17 protein-coding genes and 1 tRNA gene are annotated in these 23625 nt (G+C 34.2%); 6 read left to right on the forward strand and 12 right to left on the reverse strand.

The window, feature by feature from the left end; translation table 11 throughout:
• Nucleotides 1–60 precede the first annotated feature (60 nt).
• Together Bho11B_RS04680 and erpA are read right to left on the reverse strand one after the other, a co-directional pair.
• Nucleotides 61–1023 carry a hypothetical protein gene (locus Bho11B_RS04680; RefSeq protein WP_078673783.1) on the reverse strand — a complete coding sequence of 321 codons (963 nt, stop codon included), beginning with the start codon at nt 1021–1023 and terminating at the stop codon, nt 61–63.
• 60 nt (nt 1024–1083) lie between these two features.
• Nucleotides 1084–1407: an iron-sulfur cluster insertion protein ErpA gene (gene erpA / locus Bho11B_RS04685; protein WP_078673784.1), complete on the reverse strand. Its 324-nt coding sequence runs from the start codon at nt 1405–1407 to the stop codon at nt 1084–1086.
• Between the two features lie 116 nt (nt 1408–1523).
• On the opposite strand from erpA, the gene Bho11B_RS04690 reads away from it, so the two are divergent.
• The 3 genes from Bho11B_RS04690 (at nt 1524) to Bho11B_RS04700 (ending at nt 7233) form a co-directional block, all read left to right on the forward strand.
• Nucleotides 1524–2753, forward strand: coding sequence for a deoxyguanosinetriphosphate triphosphohydrolase (locus Bho11B_RS04690; protein ID WP_078673785.1), 1230 nt, complete (start codon nt 1524–1526; stop codon nt 2751–2753).
• Nucleotides 2754–2755: 2 nt separating this feature from the next.
• Complete coding sequence (gene argS, locus Bho11B_RS04695) at nt 2756–4522, forward strand: arginine--tRNA ligase (protein ID WP_078673786.1); 1767 nt, start codon at nt 2756–2758, stop codon at nt 4520–4522.
• Between the two features lie 167 nt (nt 4523–4689).
• Nucleotides 4690–7233, forward strand: coding sequence for an SPOR domain-containing protein (locus tag Bho11B_RS04700; RefSeq protein ID WP_078673787.1), 2544 nt, complete (start codon nt 4690–4692; stop codon nt 7231–7233).
• Nucleotides 7234–7413: 180 nt separating this feature from the next.
• Here Bho11B_RS04700 and Bho11B_RS04705 read toward each other — a convergent pair whose 3' ends face one another.
• A complete protein-coding gene (locus Bho11B_RS04705) occupies nt 7414–7665 on the reverse strand; it encodes a hypothetical protein (RefSeq protein ID WP_035005708.1) in 252 nt (83 codons plus the stop codon).
• Nucleotides 7666–7935: 270 nt separating this feature from the next.
• Between Bho11B_RS04705 and Bho11B_RS04710 the strand changes: the two genes are divergently transcribed.
• Nucleotides 7936–9042, forward strand: a complete 1107-nt coding sequence (locus Bho11B_RS04710) for a branched-chain amino acid aminotransferase (RefSeq protein WP_078673788.1) — start codon at nt 7936–7938, stop codon at nt 9040–9042.
• A gap of 98 nt (nt 9043–9140) precedes the next feature.
• On the opposite strand, the gene glpX is transcribed toward Bho11B_RS04710, so the two are convergent.
• The gene (gene glpX, locus Bho11B_RS04715) at nt 9141–10130 is read right to left on the reverse strand and encodes a class II fructose-bisphosphatase (protein WP_078673789.1); all 990 of its coding nucleotides are present in this window, start codon (nt 10128–10130) and stop codon (nt 9141–9143) included.
• 731 nt (nt 10131–10861) lie between these two features.
• Here glpX and Bho11B_RS04720 point away from each other — a divergent pair.
• A tRNA-Glu gene (locus tag Bho11B_RS04720) sits at nt 10862–10936 on the forward strand.
• A 247-nt stretch (nt 10937–11183) separates the two neighbouring features.
• Here the strand turns inward: Bho11B_RS04720 and Bho11B_RS04725 are convergent.
• Nucleotides 11184–13109 (reverse strand): BID domain-containing T4SS effector, encoded by a 1926-nt coding sequence (locus tag Bho11B_RS04725; protein ID WP_153300818.1) that lies wholly within the window; start codon nt 13107–13109, stop codon nt 11184–11186.
• Nucleotides 13110–13552: 443 nt separating this feature from the next.
• Nucleotides 13553–14197 carry a hypothetical protein gene (locus tag Bho11B_RS04730; RefSeq protein WP_078673790.1) on the reverse strand — a complete coding sequence of 215 codons (645 nt, stop codon included), beginning with the start codon at nt 14195–14197 and terminating at the stop codon, nt 13553–13555.
• Between the two features lie 230 nt (nt 14198–14427).
• On the opposite strand from Bho11B_RS04730, the gene Bho11B_RS04735 reads away from it, so the two are divergent.
• Nucleotides 14428–15642 (forward strand): NADP-dependent isocitrate dehydrogenase, encoded by a 1215-nt coding sequence (locus Bho11B_RS04735; RefSeq protein ID WP_078673791.1) that lies wholly within the window; start codon nt 14428–14430, stop codon nt 15640–15642.
• Nucleotides 15643–15879: 237 nt separating this feature from the next.
• Here the strand turns inward: Bho11B_RS04735 and Bho11B_RS04740 are convergent, their stop codons facing one another.
• The 6 genes from Bho11B_RS04740 to gyrA form a co-directional block, all read right to left on the reverse strand.
• On the reverse strand, nt 15880–17067 hold the full coding sequence (locus Bho11B_RS04740) for an MFS transporter (RefSeq protein ID WP_035006328.1): 1188 nt from the start codon (nt 17065–17067) through the stop codon (nt 15880–15882).
• 446 nt (nt 17068–17513) lie between these two features.
• Entirely contained in the window at nt 17514–18632 is a 1119-nt protein-coding gene (gene tgt, locus Bho11B_RS04745; RefSeq protein WP_078674099.1) for a tRNA guanosine(34) transglycosylase Tgt, read from the reverse strand.
• Between the two features lie 410 nt (nt 18633–19042).
• Nucleotides 19043–19555: a peptidylprolyl isomerase gene (locus tag Bho11B_RS04750; RefSeq protein WP_078673792.1), complete on the reverse strand. Its 513-nt coding sequence runs from the start codon at nt 19553–19555 to the stop codon at nt 19043–19045.
• A gap of 4 nt (nt 19556–19559) precedes the next feature.
• Nucleotides 19560–20165, reverse strand: coding sequence for a peptidylprolyl isomerase (locus Bho11B_RS04755; protein WP_174377792.1), 606 nt, complete (start codon nt 20163–20165; stop codon nt 19560–19562).
• The gene (gene coaD, locus Bho11B_RS04760) at nt 20162–20668 is read right to left on the reverse strand and encodes a pantetheine-phosphate adenylyltransferase (protein WP_035006330.1); all 507 of its coding nucleotides are present in this window, start codon (nt 20666–20668) and stop codon (nt 20162–20164) included. The genes Bho11B_RS04755 and coaD overlap by 4 nt, the downstream gene beginning before the upstream one ends.
• 33 nt (nt 20669–20701) lie before the next feature.
• Nucleotides 20702–23470, reverse strand: a complete 2769-nt coding sequence (gene gyrA / locus Bho11B_RS04765; protein WP_078673793.1) for a DNA gyrase subunit A — start codon at nt 23468–23470, stop codon at nt 20702–20704.
• Nucleotides 23471–23625 lie beyond the last annotated feature (155 nt).

A 23625-nucleotide genomic window follows, 5' to 3' on the forward strand; every position in this document is an offset into this window, starting at 1 on the left:
AATATCCCCTTTAACAATTACAATTAACATCCAAGTACAATTAACATCCAAGATAATGAATCACTCCATTGATTCATCAAATTGCTGTACATTTTGCGAATTTGCTATAACATTTACATCTTTATCTTGACCAGAAACTACCGAAAAAACCTTTCGATAAATTTTGTCTTTATTTTTAGCAATAGCAATATAATCACCCTCTACTAAAACAAGCAAAACATAAGCACCAACTGTTTCATAAATAATATCACCAGAGTCATTAGTGATAGACCAGCTTGTATCTGCCAGTGCTTCTCCTCCCTCTTGACGTACTAACTTTAAAATAATTTGAGCAGCTTGATGTTCAAGGGTTACTTCAGTAATTTTACCAGCTTCTACCTGAATATCTGAACGTATAATGGCATTAACTGAACCATAATGAGAAACAACACGATAATGACCAGCTTTTAAACGCACCATCGATTGTGGTTTAACATTTGCTAAGATTACACCCGTATCATCATTTTCTCTTTCATCCTCATATATAGTAAAACGCAATTCTTTTTCATTGATTATGCCATTAAATAATGTGCTATTTAAAATAATACCACCCGCATCAAGATTAAAATTTTTAACAAGGTGTTGTCTATTCTCTAAACTTACACGTTGCACAACACTTGCATGACCAAATGAAACATGAACAAGATAGCTCCCTGGTTTTAAATCAAAACGTGCGGAACCACCTTCATAAGTTGCAACCAATGGCAATTTATTGTCGCTTCCCAAAATAGGCGCATAAACACGCCACACTAATCCGCTCATAATATTTTCACTCTTATTTGTTAGTTGAGCGTGTAATATAAGCTGCGAGTATGAATCACCCTCTTCATGATCATGAGAATCCATAATAGAAGTAACTAATTCTTCTCCTTGATTCCTTTGAAATTCTCCTTCTTCAGAAAAGGTGACATTACTCCAAGTCAACAAGATAAATGTTATTATCAACCACAAAATCTGGTATGATTTTTTTATAAAAATTTCCATTTTCACATTGTTGATCAAATTGGTAATCTTTTCAAGGAGTAATATAGAAAAGCAATTATTCTAAATTGAAAAGCTCACACCACAACCACATGATGAAGTAGCGTTAGGATTATGAATTTGAAAAGATTGCCCCATAAGATCATCGACAAAATCAATTTCAGCTCCCTCCATGAAAGGAAAAGATATTGAATCAATAAATACAACCGCTCCATCTTTTTTAATAACAAAATCATCTTCTTTAATTTCAGAGACCAAATCATACTTATAAGAAAAGCCAGAACATCCTCCCCCTTCAACAGAAATACGTAAAGCTGTTTTTCCAGGTTGCTCTGCAAGTATCTGTGCAATTTGTTTGGCAGCAATATCTGAAATATTTACACTCATACGCTACTAGATCCTTGAATTAGTGAACTCAATTGTAAAGAAAGAGTATCCAAAATACATAGAATTTTGTTAATAATAAATGATTCTAAATTTAAGGTGAGAACGGATAACTTGCAATGGATATAAACAATATCAATTACAATTATCAATCTCGAGCGGTATATAGCACGAATCCTCAAAAAAGCCGTGGCAGACTATTTTATGAGGCAGAAAGTACGATACGTACACCTTTTCAACGTGATCGTGATCGTATTATTCACTCCAATACATTTCGACGTCTTAAGCATAAAACTCAAGTTTTTATTGCTGATGAAAGTGATCATTATCGGACACGTTTGACCCATTCAATCGAAGTTTCTCAAATTGCACGTACATTAGCCCGTGCACTAAATCTTGATGAAGATCTCGCAGAAGCAATTGCCCTTGTGCATGATTTTGGGCATACACCTTTTGGCCATGCAGGAGAAGATGCTCTGAATGAAGCAATGGCACCTTATGGAGGTTTTGATCATAACGCACAAACACTACGGATTGTTACAAAACTAGAACAGCGTTATGCAGATTTTGGCGGATTAAACCTTACCTGGGAAACACTTGAAGGACTTGTGAAACATAATGGTCCTCTTTTAGGTCCTCATTCTAACAATAAAAATGTTTCTATCGATATTTTACACTATAACGCACAACACAATCTTGAGCTTAATTGCTATGCTGGACTAGAAGCGCAATGCGCAGCAGTTGCTGATGATATTGCTTACAACGCTCATGATATCGATGATGGTCTACGTTCGCACTTTTTAACAATTGATCAGTTCGAGCAAGTTTCCTTGACTGCTTCATTATTAAAAGATATCGAAAAAAAATATCCTAAACTTGACCAAACTCGACGTGGATATGAATTAGTACGTCGACAAATAACAATCATGGTTGAAGATGTAATCGAACAATCACAAAGAAATTTATCTTTTATCAAACCAAAGAGCACAAATGATGTTTATCAAGCGAAACAAACTATTATTACCTTTTCTCCAAGAATGGCTACTCAAGAAAAGCAATTAAAGGATTTTCTCTTTCAAAATCTTTATTATCACAATAAAGTTCTTGTACGTCGCAACATAGCGAAATCTATTGTACAAAAATTATTCAACTGTTATTATGAAAATCCAAACTTATTGCCTGAAAATTGGTACATTAAAATAACTAATTTAACCGATCAAGAGTTAGCGCGGCTTATTGCTGATTTTTTATCAGGTATGACCGATCATTATGCTTTGCGTGAATACCATCGGTTATTTAAGCATACAGATGATTTCGATTCACTATTTCGAATACAACATGGAATTTGAACATGAATGTTTTTAAGAATTTCGAAAATAAAATTAAAAAATTAATCGAATTATCTGATATAAAAGGAAAAAATGGTGAAATCTTAGATTTATCAAAAATCGTTGCTGACCCTCCACGTGATGCTTTACATGGCGATTTATCAACAAATGCTGCTATGGTACTTGCTAAATCTGTTGGACTAAATCCACGTGCTCTTGCTGAAAAAATTATAAAGCTCCTCAATAGTGATCAATCTGTTAGCGACATTGATTACATCGATATAGCCGGTCCTGGATTTATTAATATAAAATTTAAACAATCATTTTGGCAAAATGCCTTAAAGTTAATGATTGAAAAAGGAATATCCTATGGTCAAATTGAAATAGGACAAGGAAAAAAAATCAATATCGAATATGTTTCTGCAAATCCAACCGGGCCTATGCATGTTGGGCATTGCCGGGGTGCTGTTATTGGAGATGTTCTTGCTAATTTGCTTCAGTTTGCTGGTTATGAAGTTACTAAAGAATATTACATCAATGATGCTGGTGAACAAATAAAAGTACTCGCCCGTTCTGTAATGTTGCGTTATCGTGAAGCACTTGGACAAACAATCAGTGAAATTCCAGAAGGGCTTTATCCAGGTGAATATCTCATACCATTGGGGCAATCTCTTGCTAAAAAATTTGGTGACAAATTATTAATTATAGATCAAGAAGAAGCTTTATCTACAATACAGGAACACGCAATTGATGCAATGATGGCAATGATTCGCAAAGATCTAGCCGCTCTTAATATTTATCATGATGTCTTTTTCTCGGAACGCACGCTTTACGAAAATAACGCGCAAGCCATCCGTAGTACTATTACTGATCTTACTTTAAGTGGTTATATCTATAAGGGTATACTGCCACCACCAAAAGGGAAAAACGTAGAGGATTGGGAACCACGCGAACAGACCTTATTTCGTTCAACTGACATTGGTGACGACCAAGATCGTGCTCTAATTAAATCAGATAATTCTTATACTTATTTTGCAACTGACGTTGCTTATTTTCGTGATAAATTTAATCGCCACTTTGATGAAATGATTTACATTCTAGGCGCTGATCACACTGGTTATGTAAAGCGATTAGAAGCTGTAGCAAAAGCAATTTCTGGAAATAAAGCCAAACTAACTGTTCTCTTGTGTCAGTTAGTGAAACTTTTTCGCGATGGTCAACCCGTACGCATGTCCAAAAGAGCTGGATCCTTTGTTACTCTTCGTGATGTTGTAGAAGAAGTTGGCCGTGACCCAGTTCGTTTTATGATGCTTTATCGTAAATGCGAAGCACCTCTTGATTTTGATTTCGCAAAAGTAACAGAACAATCGAAAGATAACCCGGTTTTTTATGTACAATATGCACATGCACGTTGTCATTCAGTCTTTCGTCAAGCGCAAGAAGTCTTCCGTACTGAAAATCCTTCAAACAGTACAATGATTGCGCATCTTGACCAATTAGTCGATGAGAATGAAATATTGTTAATACGCAAACTCACCGAATATCCACGGATCATTGAACAAGCCGTCATTTACAAAGAACCACATCGATTAGCGTTTTATCTTTATGACCTTGCATCAAACTTCCATGGACATTGGAATAAGGGCAATGACAATCCTAATTTACGTTTTATTAAACCTGATAATAAAGAATTATCACTAGCCAGACTTGGATTAATTCAAGCTATTATTAATATTTTATCATCAGGGCTCACAATTATTGGAGTAAAAGCACTAACAGAAATGCGTTGAAAAAGTTCTATAAATATATAAAATGAGTATTTGATTTAGAATATTTTTTGTATATTCTTTAATTGGTAAAAACTTAAATTTAATATACAGTAAATTAGTTTAATATACAATGGAATGGAATTAATAGTTGTACATAAAAAAATGCAGATTTTCATGCGAGAAAACCTATGAGCGATAATGATCGCAAAAATCCAGAGGAAATGAAACAAGATCATGAGCATTATGATCCGGTGGAAAGGCTTACGCAAATTTTCAATTCAAATTTAGAAAATAAAAAAAAGAATGCTCAGAATCCTGATTCTTCATTAAAATCGGAACATTTGGAATCTGAAAATTCTGGAGACTCTTCTTCATTTGATTTGCCTTTTCTGGAAGAAATTACTGAAAATAATTTAGCTGGCGAATTACCATTTGATGACAATGAACAATGGGCTCCACAATTAGATACCGACAACCAAAACTATAGGAATGTAGCCGAATATTCTCCTCATAATGAAGAACAAATTTTAAATACACTTTCTCCATTACCTATCCCAAGCTCTCAGACAACACAAAACACCTCAGAGACTGTCAATATTAACTCTTCTTTTGAAACCAATAATTTCAATGCACAAATACAAAATTCTTTTCCTGATGAAGTGAGTACACAAAGTAGATATATATCTTCTAATGCAGCTCTTTATAAAGAGGCTAAGACTCCTTTACAAATGCAAGACCAACAGTCAGATATTTATAGTGTCAAGCCAAAGTATGCTTATCAGAAAAATACTTACAATACATCTGTAAATTACTCATATGAAAGACCAACTACTCAACAAAATTTTGTTGAAGATCGTCAAGTTAATGTACCAATTTCCTCCATGGATACGCGTATATTTTCTTCATCTGTTAATACAGTTTCAAATATAAACAGCGCTACAATGGATAAATCAACGAATGTTTCATCTATGATGGATTCATCACCCACTGATAAATCCGTTAGTTTAGAAGACTTTTCACAAGAACAGCATATCATTAATCATAATGAAACAGAACCTTTAAAAGAAGATAATGAAACAAAATATTCATTATATAATAATGCTCAAATTCAATATACTAAAAATGATAATCATAGTATTAAAAATAACTCTCAAAATAATGAACAAAGAGAGCAACATAACCAAAACAATTTAAATTATACACAATCCTCATTAAAGACTTTTAATATTGCACAAACTAATAGTTTTCCTATAGAAAGCTCTTCGCATAGCGATAATTCTCCTCCTAATGTTGATACCTATAAATTTGCAGAGGAAATAGTAGAACAGACTGAACCAATTATGGTCTCAGAAGTTTCATATGAAGAACCAAAATACGATGTATCTAATGATGGTTTAGAAAAAGAATTTACTGATGTATTCGGCGTAGGTAGCACTATAACCAAAAATTTTTCTCAAAAACAGCAAAGTGAAGTTTTTTATCCTGCTAAAAAAAATCTAACAGCGAATTTACATATAAATACTCAAGAACCAAATACCAACTATTCTTCTCCTGAGAATGGGAAACATTATTACTCTTCTTTTCCTGAAGATTCACAATATGGATATGCAAATGAGATACCTGCTAATACATTAGAAAATTCTTCCCCAAAAAGTTTTTCTATTGTAGGAATTCTCTCTAAAAGTCTTGCTTTTCTTATTTTGGCTGCAATTGGTCTTGTCAGTTATGTTCACTTTTTTATGTTATCAGACACGAATGAAAGTCCAAATATTATTCGTGCTGATAATACGCCTTTTAAAGTCAAACCAGAAATAACCGAATCTGAAAGTAATATTACGCAGAATTTAGATCTTTACAAACAGATAACCGAAAAAAATGAGAAGCAAGAAAATGCGCAGCAATTTCTTTTTGATAATTCTGAAGCACCTGAAGATTTAATAGTGTTAAACAAGAAAGGATCCGAAAATCCTACAGCTTCTTCTCTTAATGAAGCACCATCAGAAGATTTAACAGTGTTAAATAAAAAAGAACCTGAAAATCCTACAACTTCTCCCCTTAATGAAGCTTATGTTGAAGATGCAATTACTGCAGCGCTTAATCATACTGTTCCGACACATGAAGTTAAAACTGTTGTTGTAAAACCAGATGGTACAATTGTAGTAAATCCAGTTCACTACAAAAATGAAGAGCCTTTTGCTCAATCTGAAGTGACTAAAAAAACTGTATCTGAACAATCTCAAAAACAATCATCTGTTTCTTCACAATTACCTGATGTAAAGAACAATGAAAACAATCAAGAAAAAACGCAACATACTCCTACAACTGATATTGACCACATTATCACAGAAAGTAATGCTATCTCTACTATTCAAGAAAAAACTCGAAATTCACTTATACCAATTCCTTCACCTGCCCAATTGAATTCAAAGATTCCAATGCCAACTTCCGCTCATTCAAATTCTTCAGGACAAACAGCAGTACAAAATGGTGAAAAATATTATGTGCAACTTTCATCCCAACCCACTCCTGAATTAGCACAAAATTCTTTGAGAAAAATAAAATCTAAATTTGGATCTATTATTGGTTCTTGGCCATTAAATATTCAATCTGCCCTCATATCAGGGAAAGGTACCTACTACCGTGTTCGAATTCAAACACAAAACCGTAATGAAGCTGTAAGCCTTTGTGAAAATATCAAACAATCTGGGGGAAGCTGTTTTATCACAAACTAAACAAATGTAATGACAGCCTAAACAACTGTCATTCTATTTTATTCGTTCTCTTCTCTTTCTCTAGATGTTATAGTTAATATCAAAATTATTCTTTAGGATGCTTCATTTTCTTTATTTGTGTCAATCTCATTTTTTATCTATACAGAATCTACTTTATAAAATGATAAAGTATCGTTCTTTTTAAGGTATCGGAGGCACTATTGAATTTTGTGTTGGATTCGTTGTTGTCTGATTTACTCCTGTCTTATTCCTGTTAGGGATATGTTCTGATGATTTATTCCAAAAAGACCCTAAAAAAGCGACAATAAGCCAAATAAAGAGAAGAGAAAGAATAATAGTAAAAATACTTTTACCAATTGAATTAGACCATTTACAGTTTCTTTTTTCTACAGCTTTCTGCTGATCATATATTGGATATTTTTTTTCAATCATAGCGAATTCCTTTACTTGTTAATCATAATTCAATGATAAAAATATTTACAGTATCTCGAAAAACGCTGTGTATATATAAAAGTTCCAAACTCCTTGATACGAATTATAATCAAAATTCTAATAATAGAATATCTATTAATAGTTGCTAGAGTCTATATTATATGATGAAAATATTGACATAAGAAAATTGCCAATAATAATATTATAGAAACTTTTTATTATCTTGCCAAAAGATATAGAAATAAAATCTTGTTTCAGAAAGTTTAACTTATGAATTCTCCTAAATCATCATTTTTGTTTAAAATAGATAAACATCCTTCACCTTTATCAGATAAAAAGCGTGAAGAAATTCTGAAAAGCCCTGGTTTTGGTCAATTTTTTACAGACCATATGGCTCTTATTAAATGGACTAAAGATAAAGGTTGGCATGATGCTATTATTTCTCAATACAAACCTTTAGAAATTAGTCCATCAAGTGTCATTTTGCATTATGCGCAGGGAATCTTTGAAGGCTTAAAAGCATATCGAGCAAAGGATGGACGTATTTTACTATTTCGCCCTGAGGCTAATGCACAACGTTTTATGGAATCAGCAAAACGATTAGCTATGCCTGAATTACCAAAGGGTATCTTTTTGGATGCAGTGAACCAATTAGTAAAAATTGATCAAAAATGGGTTTCTAATCATCCAAATGCTAGCCTCTATTTACGCCCTTTTATGTTTGGCAACGACAGCCTATTGAAAGTTCATCCTTCTCTAGAATATATCTTTTGTGTCATAGCATCTCCAGCTGAATCATATTTTACAGGACAAAAAACAACTATTAGCGTATGGCTCGAAACAGACTACAGCCGTGCTGGCCCTGGTGGTACAGGAACTGCTAAATGTGGCGGAAACTATGCAGCAAGCTTAATCGCACAAAACAATGCAACTCAAAATAATTGTAGTCAGGTACTTTTTCTTGATATGGTTGAACGAAAATGGATTGAAGAACTTGGTGGAATGAATATTTGCTTTATTATGGCTAATAATATACTTGTAACACCTGCACTCAACGGTACTATTCTAGCAGGAATAACGCGTCATTCAATTTTGAAGTTAGCACAACAAATGGGTTTAACAATAGAAGAACGCCCTTATTCTTTTGATTCACTGAAAGAAGATGTGCAAAATGGTCACCTTAAAGAAGCTTTTGCATGTGGCACAGCTGCTGTTATAACAGCAATCGGACGTATTAAATATAAAGGTGGAGAATGTATCATCGGAAATGAAGTATATGGTGAGATTACAGAAAAACTTCGTGCACAACTTATCGATATACAAAAAGGAAATATAGAAGATAAAAACGGCTGGGTACGCTCTGTGCAATTATCATAGTATCTATAATAAAAAACAAAAATATCTTCAAAAATTTATAAAGATATATTTCTCTAATCAATGCGTCCTTATTTTTATGCAATATCAGCTAAAAATCATCAGCCAAATTTCAACTGATTTCTATGTTGTGTTCTAATATTTCGAATTGTACCAGTATGTGAACGCATCACAAGACTATCTGTTTGAATATAATCACGAGTAAATTTAACACCAGACAACATATTACCATCAGTTACACCTGTTGCTGCAAATAAAACATCACCCTTGGCCATTTCTTCCATTGTATAAACCTTATTAGGATTCTTAATCCCCATCTTGGCAGCACGAGCAATTTGTTCTTCTGTATTAAATTGTAAACGTCCTTGCATTTGTCCACCAGTACAACGTAAAGCTGCCGCAGCTAATACACCTTCTGGTGCTCCACCAATACCCATATAAATATCAATACCTGTTGCCTCTGAATCAGTTGTATGAATAACAGCAGCAACATCTCCATCACTAATTAAACGAATTGCTGCACCAGTCATACGCACTTTATTAATCAATTCTGCATGACGAGGCCGATCCATAATGCAGACAGTAATTTGATTAACATCTATTCCTTTGGCTTTTGCAAGAGCATGAATATTATCGGCAGGATTCGCATCTATATCAACCACTCCCTTTGGATAACCAGGACCGATAGCTATTTTTTCCATATAAACATCAGGAGCATAAAGTAAATTCCCTTTTTGGGCAATTGCAATCACAGCAAGTGAATTAGCAAGATTTTTTGCACAAATAGTTGTTCCTTCAAGTGGATCAAGAGCGATGTCAACAGCTACTCCATTTTGAAGTCCTACTTTTTCTCCAATATAAAGCATAGGAGCTTCATCACGCTCTCCCTCACCAATTACAACCATGCCATCAATAGGTAAACAATTAAGTTCTCGACGCATCGCATCCACAGCAGCTTGATCGGCTGCTTTTTCATCACCACGTCCTCGCCAACGCGCAGCTGCAACAGCGGCATACTCAGTCACACGTACTAATTCAAGGGTTAAAATACGATCGAGTCGATTTAAGATCTTTTGAGTTGATTGGGTCATATAAAAAATCCTATTGAATTAGTATTCACAAAACGACATTAGCATTTTATTCTTAAATATCAAGAATACAGCTTTTGCAAAGATGAAAGATTTTCACAAGAAAAAAACTATAATCTAATTCCTCTTAGTACTCATTAACTAACCTAGGAATCTTTATATAGGATTGTAGCTTGTAAATATTTATCTGCTTTAATGAACTCTTTTCACTTTATATACATTATTTTCAGCTTCGCGATGCGTATTTTCTTCCAGCTTATTTACATTATATAAACAGTAGCTTGTGATTGTTTTATTAATGGATCAGTAAACATATAATCGCCATACTTCAGTCAATTGTTCTATAAACAATTTTCATTTTTATTAAAAAATGCAGATGCAGATCTTCTTGAAATGACTTTTTATGTTAATAATGCTTTTTTATGAATCAATCTACAATAACGAATAAAATAATACTCAAAAGTATATTACATTATAAAATCCCTAACTTGATCATCTTCATCTATTTTTTTATTGGAAAAAATAAAAGTATTACTATTGTTGTATACTAAAATGTATTACCGATTGTTATCAGATATTGTATCATTTAAAATCTTGTAAAATAAGCCTAGATTATATAATCTCCTAGGCATATCTCAAAAAAATAATTCAATAAAATGCATTTTTTTAAAAAAAAATCACTTATAGGACTTGCGAAGTAAAAAGATCCTCTCTATAAGCCTCATCATTGGTCTGCGCCCATCGTCTAGCGGTTAGGACATCGCCCTTTCACGGCGGAAACAGGGGTTCGATTCCCCTTGGGCGTACCAGTTTCTTTCCTTCACATAATCTGTTTGTTTTATTAATCTTTTTAAAAGATGAAGAAGTAGGAGCTTATATTTTCCTTTTTAGCTCATTATAAATTGAAAGTTCTTTCCGAGCTATTTTTTGTTTTGATAAATCCAATACTGACTGAACAAAAAATTATGGTACCTCAGATTATTACAATCGAGATAAATACAAACTTTACACAAATGCTTTGCCCCCATGAATATAAAAAAATAAAAAATGTAAATCTTATATTTGTAATAGATTATGCTCCATTTTTTTCGATTCATGAGCTCTGCTTCTAGTTAGCTGACATACTTTTTGAGCTTTCTTAATAATTTCTGTGACTTTCTGTGCTCTACTGAATGATATACCGACACTTTTAGCGAGCTTCTTATAATCTCTATCATCAAGGGTTTGATACTCCCAAAATGTAAGACGATCTTTGACTTTATCCACAAGACCTGTAATTTCTCCGCAAAGTGAGGGATTGGCATTTAAAGCTTTGATCTGATCTTCTTCAGACATAGAAAGGATATTTTGCACTGCTTGACTAGGCATTTTTATCGCTTGCTGACAACGTTCTTGTTTTTCTTGGTGCTCTTGAAGAATGTGCTCTCTAAGAGAAACTACAATACTTATATAATTATCAAACTCCTGAGTGAGATTAAAGTAATCTTTCTTAGCTTGTTTGCGCTGTGGACTGTCAATACCCAATATTTCCGTACCTGCCAATTTAGACATATATTTAAAAAGACTCATATTCTGTCTGATATACTGTTCACCGAAACCTGAATCTATATTAACAAGATTGATATCAGCATCCAATATTTTCGAGCTTTTATAGACAGATTTTGATAAAGTTTTGATTTTTTGTCGACTCTTTTGAACGAAAATATTACCTGCAATTCTTGCAACAATTTCTTTTTCCGTCAAAGGAGCTACTTTTTCTTCTGGAATAAGAATATTCTCAAAGTTTTCTGGCACAGAAGCTCTAAAAGTAAGTTTGTCACCAAGCCGTAATGCTGTTAATGTTTCTGGTGCAAAATAATCTTTTTTGCATATAACATACTTATCATTTATCATGAGCATGATGGAATCTGGGCTATAACCTTTACAAATACCCGTATAGGTAGAACCTTCATTTGGCACTACAATAACCCTATTTATCACCTTTGCATACTCATCAAAAGATCCCGCATTCCTTATGGCATTCATGAATTCTCTTAAAACATCCACTTTTTCTGGATTGGAGATATCTTCAAATAGATGACACATAGGAGTGATATTGCCTACAGCTCTGCCATCACGTGGTAACGCAGCATTATTAGCAGATCGCATGCGTTGTTCTGTTACAACCGAGAAGTCAAGCCTATACCCTGCTGCTTCGGCTATTTGTTCCATAAATATCCGTTGTGCGCATCCATTTCCAACTGCAAAAGGTCTTAAATTACTAAACAAAGCAAATATCATCGATGCTTCATAAACAAACTCTTTATGTGATAAACCTTTCAAATTATTCTTTTCGGCTAGTATTTGATCGATTCTCTCTAAACCGTCTTTAATTTTATTATTGACTGGCACCGTGGTAACTGTGCCATCTAAAAATGTAAATGGAATATCACAGGTATGCCCAGCCCATTCGAACGTTTTCTCAAACAAACATTTATGAAGATATTTTAGATAAGATGAATCAAACTTTTCTGGTAGCGGTTCTTTTTTAAGCCTGTACTCTGCTTCTAATACATCATAGGCACATATATCTTGAAACTCTATGCCCTGCAATTCATATTTATTTTTCAGCGTTAAACTATTAGCATAGATATAGCCATTTAGCAAAACCTCATCCACCGGAATATTAAATTTCTTCCGTGTAAGATCTCTGAATAACAAATAATCTCTAAGTAAAAAATCTTTAAGTGAAAAATCACTAGATGAGAGATCATCGCGTAAAAAACTATCAGCTGCAGTCACATACCTCTTTATAAAGGCAAACTCCTTAGGAAGAATGTAAAGCCCATTAATCATATATACGTTGATAGACATCTCTACAGACTTTCGTAGTTCCTTTTGAGAAATATCTATCGACTCTGTACTCGATTTATTGTCTATACTAATCACTCTGTTTTCGTACTTCTGTGATGTAAAAGCTTTAGAACTAGGAGATTTTTCCATGCACACCTCAAACGATCAGTGCACACCTTTCAGCTTTTTTAAAACTTAACGATTATTATTTACAGTAATAAATACAAAGTATTTTTCACTTATTGTCAATATGTTTTTTATTATAAAAAATATTAATTATATGTTTTAAAATAACAATATGAATGATTATTATTTCTATAAAAATGTTGGAATAAAAATTAAACGATAAAAAGCCACAAAAAGGGGAAGAATAGTGAAAAAACGTAAACAAAACCAACAATATAAAACCCCTCACCTTGATAAGAAAGTGAAGTATTGATTTTATCATTTTTTTATTTGGCCAATGTAATCTCTAAATAATCTTGTGAATTTTTATCATGTAATAAAATAAATCTTTGTACTTATTAATGCAAACAAGCCAATTAATGCAAACAAGCCAATATTCTTAAAACTATATAGCTTAATGGTGATATTCAATAAATAATAGAAAAACGAAGAGATCCTATAGAGCCTGTAAATATTTGCTTACCTTCCTGTTGAAACTGTTGGATTAACTGATCATCAATCATACGGCGATCCCACATTGTACCAAACACATTACCTTGTTTCCAATTGACTGACTTTCCAATAAGATTTTCTATATCTGATTGATTATATATTCTAGCAGTATCGTGTTCTAAAGCTGTAAATAAAGCTTGTGGTGCCCCAAGTAATTTCCCTTCTCTTGCTAAAGAATGCACCAGATTTTTCAATTGATTACTGTCCATTATTAAAGGAACATAAACCTGAAAACGACCATTTGGAACGCCATCATAATCTTGAAATTGTGATGCATCAACTTCAAAAGTGTTCCATAAAGAAAGAGAATAAGTACTATCAATTAAAGAAGGTAAGATTTCTGTAAATTGAATTTTATTATTAGAATTATCGGGCAACTCTTGAAGACGTGATAATGTATCATGAAAAACTGAAGGAATAATATTTTTATTACTGATATGCGCAGATGGCACCTGAATAGTATCCTGAAGTATCTGACTTAAATTCTGCTCTTTATGTGAGCTATGTTTTTGGTAGCTATCAATTCCTGGATTTACTTGAAACGAGTTAATAGAAACCATTATTTCCCCCATTTAAATGATACACCCCAATAATACCCTATATTGTAATTAATATAACACAAATAAAAAGATTTCAAAATAAAAAGGAAGAATTAAAAGAACAAATATTTAAAATAAAAACTGAGTTATATATACAAAAAGCTTTTTCTAGATTTCTGTTTTTAATTTCCATCATGGATCTGAAAGTGCTATAGGAAAAATATTATTTCAATACAATAAAGGGACTCCTAATGGCAAAGATTAAAGTGACAAACCCCATTGTCGAAATCGACGGTGATGAAATGACTCGTATTATCTGGAAATATATTAAAGATAAACTCATTCATCCCTATCTCGATATTGATCTTAAATATTATGATCTTTCCATTGAAAATAGAGAAGCAACTAGCGATCAAATAACAATTGATTCTGCTCATGCAATCAAAAAATATGGAGTCGGTGTGAAATGTGCAACCATTACTCCTGATGAAGCACGTGTTAAAGAATTTAATTTAACAAAAATGTGGAAATCACCAAATGGAACAATTCGCAATATTTTAGGAGGTGTTATTTTTCGTGAGCCTATTATCTGCAAAAATATTCCACGTCTCGTTCCAGGTTGGACAAAACCAATTATTGTCGGACGTCATGCTTTTGGCGACCAATATAAAGCAACAGATTTCAAATTTCCGAATAAAGGAAAATTAAGTATTAAATTTGTTAGCGATGATGGCCAAATTATTGAACATGATGTCTTTAATGCTCCAAGTGCAGGAGTTGCAATGGCAATGTATAATCTTGATGAATCAATTCGCGACTTCGCCCGCGCGTCCTTTCATTACGGACTTCAACGCAATGTCCCTGTCTATCTTTCGACCAAGAATACTATTTTAAAAGCCTATGATGGTCGTTTTAAAGATATCTTTCAAGAAATATTTGACTCAGAATTTAAAACCGAATTTGAAAATCGTAAATTATATTATGAGCATCGTCTCATCGATGACATGGTGGCTTCTGCGCTTAAATGGTCAGGTGGTTACGTTTGGGCATGTAAAAATTATGATGGTGATGTTCAATCAGATATCGTTGCTCAAGGATTTGGTTCTCTTGGTCTAATGACTTCTGTTCTGATGACACCAGATGGTAAAACTGTTGAAGCAGAAGCTGCTCATGGTACAGTAACGCGTCATTACCGTCAGCACCAAAATAATAAAGAAACATCAACAAATTCTATTGCTTCTATTTTTGCTTGGACACGTGGACTAACACATCGTGCTAAGCTTGATAATAATGAAAAATTAAAAAACTTTGCTACTACATTGGAAAGAGTTTGTATTAATACTGTTGAAGAAGGTTTCATGACAAAAGATCTCGCTATTTTAATCGGTCCCGAAAAAAAATGGCTATCCACAACAGGATTTCTTGATAAAATTAATGAAAACCTAAAAAAAGAAATGACTCACTAGCATCATTCCACACTCAAAGTTTTCTAAATAGAAAACTTTGAGTTTTTTCTATAAATTATTAAATCGTTCACATACAAATTCTATGATTCGCTCTAACAGCAATCTTTCTCTATATGAATACTTTTTATTATCTGTGCCGTGTTATTTTTTATCGAAGTCACTACTATGCTGCTCTCTTTTGATGATTCCTACGCTTATATATAAGAGGCTAAAATAACTTTAAAAATCTTTTCAACTTTACTTAGGAAAATACTGATTATATTTTTCCATGTGCCACAAAAAACAGAACATCAGCAATCCACACAAAGTTAAAATACCTCCAAGGATAGCTGTGTGTTCATAACTATAGCCTAATTTCAAAATACATGCTCCAAATTCCGCTCCAATAGCATTCGCAATATTAAAAGCAGATTGCATCAAAGCGCTTGCTAACATCTGTGCAGGCGTAGCAATATCGATGATTTTTGCTTGTATAGAAGGCATAGATGCAAAAGAAGTCCCAATAAGAAAACATCCTAATGCTGCTGTTAGCGGAGTATATGATAAAAAGAAAAAAAGAAAAAAAACGAATGTACTCCAAAGCATAGCAAAAAATATCGTTGCTGAAGAACCAATCTTAACTGCAAATTTAGGACCTAAAATATTACCCACAACCATTCCCAATCCCATCAATGGCATAATAAATGGTACCCATTCAAGAGAAACATTAGAAATATAAAGCAATGTTGACTTAATATACGTAAAAACAGAAAATAATCCTGATGCACCAATTGAAACCATCGCCAAAAGAAACCATACTTCTTTTTTCTTTAATGCACTTAATTCGTTTAAAATGCTTGTTTTAGTAATGTTAGAAACAGAAGGTAAAAATTTCCAAATAAGAAAACAACACATCAAAGAAATAATACCTACAAGAAGAAATGCAAACTGCCAACCAACAAGTTGACCAATCCAAGTTGCACTCGGTGCTCCAATAACTGTTGCAATTGTCAAACCAAGCATAACACTACCAACAGCTTTTGATCGTTCATTTCTTTCTACCATTGAAGAGGCGACCATAGTTGCAATACCGAAATAAATGCCATGTGGAAGACCACTGATAAATCGTAAGATTACCAATACGTTAAAGACAGAAAAAAATGAACTAATAATATTCGCTAAAGCATAACAAAACATCAACCCTATCAAAACAGCCTTATGTGGCAGCTTAGCTGTTACGATAGCTAAAATAGGTGCTCCAATCACAACTCCTAAAGCATAAGAAGAAATATATTGTCCGGCTGTAGCAATACTAACATGTGAGCTACGCGCCATCTCCGGTTGTAAACCCATTGCAACAAACTCAGCAGTACCAATAGCAAAGCTTCCTACTGCAAGAGCTAAAATGCCAAAATGCTTGGTTTTAAAATCAATTCTAAAAGACATGAAAGAATTTTATCCTTAGAAAATCTTTGTCTTATTATTTTTACACTAAATATTATTCTATTAAATATGCTGTAAAATGAGCAAATAATACGTTTTTAATATCAAAAGCAATTTCTTGAAACAAAAAGAATATACAACTTTTACGTTTTACTTTCATGATGTTTTATAAAAATAAACAAAAAGCATATTAAAAAGGTAATTTTCATACTTCTTTAAGGATTTACTAACTTAGAATTAACATTGTTAATTTAGATAGTGATTAGAAACAGAAAACAAACTGCTTCTCTCCGGATCAGGTAGTGCGTGCCGGAGCAATAATTTTTATTCAATAGAGTATATCATAGAGAAATAAATAACCACAGCGCATATTTACCTTAAGGTAGCTATTTATATTCCCTAAAAGAGCTATATGAATACTTTTTTTAATACAATTTTCTTTACGGACCTTATCGTCCTTGCATCCATAAGGCTACTGTATCGGAGCAAAAGTCGGCGTAACGTCCTGCTTGAATAGCATCACGAATACCTTGCATAAGTTGCTGATAATAAAAAAGATTATTCCAAGTCAACAACATGCCTCCAAGAGATTCACCAGATTTGATTAAATGATGCAAATAAGCGCAACTATAATCACGTGCAGCAGAACAAGGCGACTGTGGATCAAGAGGATTTGGATCTTCTGCATAACGTGCATTTCGCAAATTAATTCTTCCAAAACGAGTAAAAGCTAAGCCATGACGGCCTGCACGTGTTGGCATAACACAATCAAACATATCTACCCCTCGAGCTACACTTTTTAAGATATCATCTGGCGTCCCTACACCCATGAGATAACGAGGCTTATCCTCCGGTAAAATTGAACAAGTAACATCTAGAACAGCGGTCATAACATCCTGAGGCTCACCAACCGCAAGCCCTCCAATAGCATAGCCTTTCAAGTCCATTTCTTTTAATGCTTGAGCAGAGCGTTCACGTAATTTCATATTATCTCCGCCTTGAACAATACCAAACATTGCTTTTTCTGGTTGATCACCAAAAACTTTTTTACAACGCTGTGCCCAACGCAATGAAAGTTCCATAGCAGCTTCTATTTCTCTCTCTGATGCCGGTAATGCAATACACTGATCAAGCTGCATTTGAATATCAGAATCAAGAAGACCTTGGATTTCGATAGAACGTTCTGGACTCATATCGTAATAGGCCCCATTAATATGAGAGCGAAAAATAACACCCTGCTCCGTAATCTTACATATCCCCGAAAGAGACATAACCTGAAAACCACCAGAATCCGTTAAAATAGGCTCAGACCAACGAATAAATTTGTGCAATCCTCCTAAACGCGCAACACGCTCAGCTCCCGGTCGTAACATCAAATGATACGTATTACCTAAAATAATATCTGCACCAAGAGCATGTAATTGGTCCATATACATAGCCTTAACGGTTCCAACCGTTCCAACTGGCATAAATGCAGGTGTGCGAATACGTCCTCGTCCTGTTATAATTTCGCCTTGGCGAGCATATCCATCTTGAGATTTTTTTTCATAGTGAAATGCTTTTATCATCATTTTTATCTTTTTAATTTCAGGATCCCATATCACTACTAAAATAAAAGCAATGGCTTCTTTACTGCAGCTACAAATTATGGATCTCTTTTATTCACTAACACTAAAACTAGTCAAAAAAAATTCAAAAAAATCAGCTATTAAACGATTAATAAAATAAAAAAATTATTGAGTGCAATAAAAAATATCTAATATTTTATGATACTAGCCAATAACCCTCTTTTAATTGAAAATCTTTAGAAAATGATAAAAATCTTATGAAAAATATATTTTCACCTAGATAAAAAAGTTTCTAGTACAATTTTCTATTTTGAAATCTCAACATTCAAAACTCTTTCTGCACGAAAAGACGTTATTTATATGCAGCCTTCATGCTGTAAAATTGCAAAAAATGTTACATAACATCTCTATTATTTGGCATCTGCAGCAATTGTAGCTTTAATAATTGCATCTGGATCTACAACAGGCTCACCGCGCTTAATTTTATCAATATTTTCCATACCTTTAAGCACTTGTCCCCATATAGAATATTGACGATTAAGCCAAGGAGCATCTGCGAGACAAATAAAAAACTGCGAATTAGCCGAATTTGGATTCTGGCTACGTGCCATAGAAACTATCCCACGTTTATGAGGAAGATTTGAAAACTCTGCTTTTAAGTCGGGTTTATCTGAACCACCCATACCAACACGTGACAAATTAAATTTCTGATCATTTTTTTTGCCAAACTGAACATCACCAGTTTGAGCCATGAAATCGTCAATAACACGATGAAAAACAACATTATCGTAGGCACCCTCACGCACAAGTTCTTTGATACGTGTAACATGAGCAGGAGCTAAATCAGGGAAAAGCTCAATTACTACTTCTCCTTTTGTTGTTTCAAGAATTAAAGTATTTTCTGGATCTTTAGGCTCGACCATAGTGTCATTCCTTTATTTCTACTTCCACTTTTTTCTCAATTTGTAAATAAGCAGCATTAATAACATCAGGATCTGTTACAGACCCATTATTATCTGCAGTTCCTTTTTTAATTTTATCAACAACTTCCATTCCTTTTACAACTTCTCCAACAACAGTATATTGACCGTTTAAAAAAGTAGCATCATCAAAACAAATAAAAAATTGAGAATTTGCTGAATTTAAATCTTGTGAACGAGCCATACCAACAGCACCACGTTTAAAAGGTTGCTTTGAAAACTCTGCTGGTAAATTAGAATAGTCTGAACCACCTTTACCAACATTTTTCAGATCAAAATCAACACTATCTTTTTTTCCAAATTTCACATCACCAGTTTGAGCCATAAAACCAGGAATAACGCGATGAAATACGACATTATTATAAGCACCTTCTTCTGTTAGTTTCTTAATTCGAGCAACATGTTTTGGTGCAAGATCTGGTCGCAACTGAATAATTACATCACCATTTTTAAGAGATAAAACAAGAATATTATGCTCATCTGCAGCAGCACTAAATGAAAATAAGTAAAAAAAACATGTTAAAAAAGTAAAAATTCTAAAAAACACAATCATTCTTCCCTTTGAGATTTAAATTTTGAATACAAAGCTTGTGCAACATTTGGAGGAACAAAAGGCGTAATATCTCCTCCCATAGTGACAATTTGACGCACCAATGTAGAGCTTATCATACGGCTAGAAATACTTGCTGGTAAAAAAATCGTTTGCAACTCAGGAGCCATCATTTCATTTATTCCCGCCATCTGCATTTCATAATCAAAATCAGTACCATCACGCAATCCACGAATAAGAAATGAAGCACCAATTTCACGCGCTTTATCAATAAGGAGATTGTCAAATGAAATAACTTGTAACCGATCAGAACCTATATTCAATATATCTTTTCTCACTTGTGCAATTAAATCAACACGCTCTTCAAAACTAAAAAATGGCTTTTTTATAGCTTGTATACCAATAGCCATCACCACTTTATTAGCTAAAACTAAACTACTTCGCAAAATATCAAGGTGACCATTTGTAATAGGATCAAAAGATCCTGCATAAAGAGCAACTGTCATCTATTTTTTCCGATGATTTTAGAGTTATTTATCTTAATTAATATCAACCATACCAGAATGTTTTTCACTGTCATCATCTAATTGATTGGCATCATCCTCAGGATCAGAAATGCGCTCAACCGATACAACTTTTTCACCCTTTGCTGTATTAAAAATTGTTACTCCTTTTGTAGAACGACCAGCTATACGAATCCCCTCAATAGGAACTCGAATAAGTTGTCCTCCATTTGAAACCAGCATTATTTGATCTTGCGCTTCTACTGGAAAGGCTGCTACTAGCTTACCAATTTCAACAGTTTTATTTGGATCAGTTGCGCGAATCCCCTTTCCACCGCGCCCTGAAATACGAAATTCGTAGGAAGAAGATCGCTTTCCATATCCAAACTCACTAACTGTTAAAAGCATTTGTTCACGAGCAGCAAGCTCTGCATAACGCTCATCTGTTAGTTCTGTTTCATCTCCATCTTCATCTTCATCAACAATTACAACATCTTCCGTATCCGCACCAGCAGAACGTCGCTCATTAATTGCACGTTTAATATAAGCAGAACGCTCCACTGACGTTGCCTCAACATGCTCTAAAATAGTCATAGAAATAACCTTATCACCATCAACCATATTGATACCACGTACCCCTACCGAATTACGTCCCACAAAAACACGAACATCAATGACTGGAAAACGAATACATTGTCCATTGGCTGTTGTCAGAACAACATCATCACGCTCTGTACAAGTTTCTACAGACAAAATTTCATCTTCGTCATCAAGTTTCATGGCAATTTTACCATTACGATTTACCTGAATAAAATCCGATAATTTATTGCGGCGTACTGTTCCACGAGTTGTTGCAAACATAACATCTAATTCACTCCAACTTGCTTCATCTTCTGGCAATGGCATAATTGTTGTTATACGCTCTCCTTCCTGTAAAGGAAGCATATTGACCAACGCGCGCCCACGCGACTGCGGTGTACCAATAGGCAAACGCCAAACCTTTTCTTTATAAACGATCCCTCGTGATGAAAAGAAAAGAACGGGTGTATGTGTATTACTCACAAATAAGCGCGTTACAAAATCCTCATCCTTTGTGGACATACCAGAACGCCCTTTACCCCCACGACGCTGAGCACGATATGTATTGAGAGGTACACGTTTAATATAACCACTATGGCTAACCGTTACCACCATATCCTCTGGCACAATTAGATCTTCATTGTCCATCTCAGCATTACCAAAACCAAAGACAGTGCGCCGGGGAGTCACAAATTCCTCGCGAAGAGTGCTTAGTTCATCCTTCACAATGCCCATAATCCGTAAACGTGATGACAAAATATGAAGATAATCTGTAATATCTACCCCAATTTTATTTAACTCATCAGCAATTTCATCACGTCCAAGTGCAGTAAGCCTCTGTAAACGTAACTCCAGAATAGCTCTAGCTTGTTCTTCAGATAAATTATATGTGTTATCCTCATGGATAATATGACGAGGATCATCAATAAGCTTAATTAAAGATGCTACATCAGCTGCCAACCAACGCCGCTCCATTAACTGTACACGCGCCGTCTGAGGATCAGGTGCTGTGCGAATTAATGCTATAATTTCATCAATATTTGCAACCGCAATAGCAAGGCCAACTAAAACATGCGCACGCTCACGCGCCTTACGCAAAAGATATTTTGTGCGCCGACTGACCACCTCTTCACGAAAAGAAACAAAAGCACGAAGCATATCAAGCAACGTCATTTGCTCAGGCTTTCCCCCATTCAGCGCGACCATATTACAGCCAAAAGAAGTTTGTAATGGCGTATAGCGGTATAGTTGATTCAAAACAATATCCGCAACAGCTTCTCTCTTAAGTTCAATAACAACCCTATATCCATCACGATCAGACTCATCACGCAGATCAGAGATTCCTTCGATGCGCTTATCGCGTACTAATTCAGCTATCTTCTCAATCATCGTTGCTTTATTAATCTGATAAGGAATTTCGCTTACAATAATTGCCTGTCGGTTATTGCGAATTTCTTCAATATCAACCTTAGCACGCATAATAATTGAACCACGTCCCGTTTCATAAGCTGAACGAACACCTGAACGACCGAGAATAATACCACCTGTAGGAAAATCCGGACCAGGAATAATTTCAATTATTTCATCAAGCGTTATATTAGGATTGTCAATTAAAGCAATACATCCATCAATGACTTCACCAAGATTATGTGGAGGAATATTGGTTGCCATTCCTACAGCAATCCCACCTGATCCATTAACTAAAAGATTAGGAAAACGTGCTGGTAAAACTATAGGTTCACGCTCACGTCCATCGTAATTATCTTGAAAATCAACCGTCTCTTTATCGATATCAGCTAAAAGTTCTTCTGCAACTTTTTCTAAACGACACTCTGTATAACGCATTGCAGCAGGAGGATCACCATCCACAGAACCGAAATTTCCTTGTCCATCAATTAATGGATTTCGTAAAGAAAAATCCTGTGCCATACGCACCAATGCATCATAAATTGAAGCATCACCATGGGGATGAAACTTCCCCATAACTTCCCCAACGACACCTGCTGACTTACGATAAGATTTATTAAAAGAAAGCCCCATTTCATTCATCGCATGAAGAATACGCCGATGAACAGGCTTAAGACCATCGCGCACATCAGGTAATGCACGCGATACAATAACGCTCATCGCATAATCGAGATAAGAGCGTTGCATTTCTTCAATAATACTAACTGGTTCAATACCGGTCAGGACATCATGTTCTGATTGTGTAGTAAGATCGGTCACAACTTCAATACTTTCAAAAAAGAATCATTTTGATCTTTTATATCGAAAAAAATTGCAAAATGCTAATTCAGCTCTTTACAAAAAGTAAACATTTAATGATAATTTTCAATACGTTATTTTCTTTTATTAAAAATCGTATATGCAATGAATAACGC

The sequence above is a fragment of the Bartonella sp. 11B genome (assembly GCF_002022625.1).
Classification (GTDB): Bacteria; Pseudomonadota; Alphaproteobacteria; order Rhizobiales; family Rhizobiaceae; genus Bartonella; species Bartonella rochalimae.